3 protein-coding genes are annotated in these 2,782 nt (G+C 69.7%); all 3 read left to right on the top strand.

What is annotated here, in order from left to right; translation table 11 throughout:
• The first annotated feature begins 197 nt into the window (after positions 1-197).
• From istA to istB, 3 genes are read left to right on the top strand one after another with little or no spacing between them, the layout of a single operon-like run.
• Positions 198-1,694, top strand: coding sequence for an IS21 family transposase (istA, locus tag KDK95_RS34335; RefSeq protein WP_212522540.1), 1,497 nt, complete (start codon positions 198-200; stop codon positions 1,692-1,694).
• A complete protein-coding gene (locus KDK95_RS34340) occupies positions 1,691-1,882 on the top strand; it encodes a hypothetical protein (RefSeq protein WP_212522541.1) in 192 nt (63 codons plus the stop codon). Before istA ends, KDK95_RS34340 begins: the two co-directional genes overlap by 4 nt.
• A gap of 2 nt (positions 1,883-1,884) precedes the next feature.
• Positions 1,885-2,658 (top strand): IS21-like element helper ATPase IstB, encoded by a 774-nt coding sequence (gene istB, locus KDK95_RS34345; RefSeq protein WP_212522542.1) that lies wholly within the window; start codon positions 1,885-1,887, stop codon positions 2,656-2,658.
• Positions 2,659-2,782 lie beyond the last annotated feature (124 nt).

The following is a 2,782-nucleotide window of genomic DNA, read 5'->3' on the forward strand; positions in this document are numbered from 1 at the left end:
TGACGGCGGACGTGGAAGAGTCGTGGTGGGCGGACATGTGAGTCCCGGTCCACGGACATGAGAAGTCTAGGTAGGCGGCCATCTGTAGCCGCGTGGTGACCGTGCGAGTTCCCGCCTTGATCCGTTAGCGAAGAGACCTCTCCGGTGGGTTTTGCTGATGTTTGCACGCATTAGCTCAACCGCACCGAAGAGGTCCCGTGACGAAGTCTGGCAGGGAGATCGTGGAAATACTCAGGGCATACGACCTGACGCAGACCGTGTGGTCGGCCGCGCAGCTCGCGGGCTGCGACCCGCAGACGGTCAAGCGGTACGTCGAGGCACGGGATGCCGGGCGTAGTCCGTACGAGCGTGAGCGGCGGCCGCGGGCCATCGACCCGTTCCTGGACAAGATCGAGGCGTGGGTGGAGGAGTCGGCCGGGAAGATCCGCGCCGACGTGGTGCACCGCAAGATCACGGCCATGGGGTTCGTCGGGAACGAGCGCTCCACCAGGCGGGCGGTGGCCGAGGCGAAGGCCGCCTGGAAGGCCGGGCGGCGGCGCACCTACCGGCCGTGGGTCCCGGAGCCCGGGCTCTGGTTGCAGGTGGATTGGGGCAAGGGGCCCGAGGTCGGTGGCCGCAAGACCTGGTTGTTCTGTGCCTGGCTGGCGTGGTCGAGGTTCCGGGTGGTGATCCCGGTGTGGGACTCGACCGTCGGCACGCTGGCCTCGAACCTCGATACGACGTTCCGCGCGATCGGCGGGGTGCCGACGTTCGTCCTGTCGGACAATGCCAAGACCATCACGCTCGAGCACGTCGCCGGCATCCCGGTGCGCCATCCGCAGATGGTCGAGCTCGGCCGGCACTACGGCGCATCGGTGGAGTCGTGTGTGCCCTTCGACCCGGAGACCAAGGGCGGGGTCGAGGCCACCGTGAAGATCGCGAAGTGGGACCTGGTGCCCACCGCGGCGAACCTGCACCCCGGCTACGCCTCCTTCGAGGAGCTGGCCGAGGCGTGCGCGGAGTTCTGCGACAAGGTCAACAACCGGGTGCACCGGGAGACCGGCAAGACACCTGCCGCGAGGCTGGCGATCGAGCGCGAGGCGCTGCACCGGGTCCCGCACGCCCCGTTCGCCCTCGCCGCCGGAGAGCAGCGCCTGGTCGACGAGGGGCAGACGATCCGCTTCGGATCGGTGCGCTACTCCACCCCGCCCGGACACGTCGGGACCTACGTGTACTGCAGGGTCGTGGGCGAGGAACTGGTGATCACCGCCGATACCGCGGCCGGCCTGGCCGAGATCGCCCGGCACCGCACCTCGACCCCGGGCAACCCGCGCATCGAGGATGCGCACTACCCGAACCATCCCGGCGGCCGGGCGATCACCGCCCCCAGGCCCCGGCCGCGCACGCCGGCGGAGATCGCGTTCCTGCAGATCGGCCCGGGCGCCGAACGGTGGCTGACCGACGCCGCGGCCACCGGCACCGTCCGCATCCGCGCCAAGATGGGCCACGCGCTCGAGCTCGCCGCGCTGCTGGGCACCGACGTGATCGACACCGCCTTGGACATGGCCGCCGAGGCCGGGCGCTTCTCCGACGGCGACCTGGCCTCCATCGCCGACCACGTCGCCGCCCTCGGCACCCTCGGCGAGGTCACCCGCGCGGATGAGGCCCACTCCGTGCAGCCGGGAACCTTCGGCTGGGACGCCTACGGCCGATGACCACGACCACCCCGCCCCTCCTACTCGGACGCGAGGACGCGCTCTACATCCGCGACGTGCTCGACCTGACCGACAAATACCTGCGCAACCGGTGGCGCGACCCGGCGCTTGCCCCCGGCATCGCCCTGGCCGCCGCCGACGGCGCCCGCGCCCTGACCCGCCACCTCGACGAGAACAAGGACCACTAAACATGGCCACCCCCGCCGCCCCGCCGCTGCCCGACGAGCTCGACCGGCTGCTGCGCCGCATGCGCCTGCCCTACCTGCGCAAAGCCGCACCCGACGTGCTCTCCACCGCCCGCGCCCAACGCTGGGACCCCGCCGAGGTCCTCAAAGTCCTGATCACCGAGGAGGTCGTCGGACGCGACGCCGCCACCCGGCGCATACGCCGCGCCAGCGCGAACTTCCCCACCGGCAAGACCCTCGGCTCCTGGCGGCCGGAGGAGTCCACCATCCCGGAGGCGACCCAGAACGCGCTGGTCACCCTCGAATGGATCGGTCGCGCGGAGAATCTGGTGATCGCGGGCCCGTCCGGTACAGGGAAAAGTCACCTCATCGAGGGCCTCGCCCATGCCGCGATCGAGAAGGATCTGAAGGTCGCCTGGTTCACCCTCGAGACCCTGCACGCGGTCATCGCCAAGACCAAGATCGACGGCTCGACCGCGCGCACCGTCGCCCGGATCTGCCGGGCCGATCTGATCGTCATCGACGACATCGGCATGCTCCCGGTCCAGGCCGAGGCCGCTGAGGCGTTCTACCGCATCATCGACGCCGCATACGAGAGGCGCTCGATAGCCGTGACCAGCAACATTCACCCTTCAGGCTTTGACACGATCATGCCTAAGACCATTGCGACCGCCGCTGTCGACAGACTACTTCACCACGCGCATCTCGTCCTGACTTCCGGCGATTCGCACCGCCTCGCCCAGGCCCTGGCCGGCAAGGGGGTGGTCCCGTTGGCCTGACCATCCTTGCGGGAACCCCACGGCCGCCCACCGGGACATCGGTGGGCACAGGCCTGGACTTCTGCTGTCCGCCAGCCTCGCCATCCGCTGTCCGCACAGCAAGGTCACTTCGTGGCCGTTGACA

This window comes from Actinospica acidithermotolerans (assembly GCF_018139625.1).
Classification (GTDB): Bacteria; Actinomycetota; Actinomycetes; order Streptomycetales; family Catenulisporaceae; genus Actinospica; species Actinospica acidithermotolerans.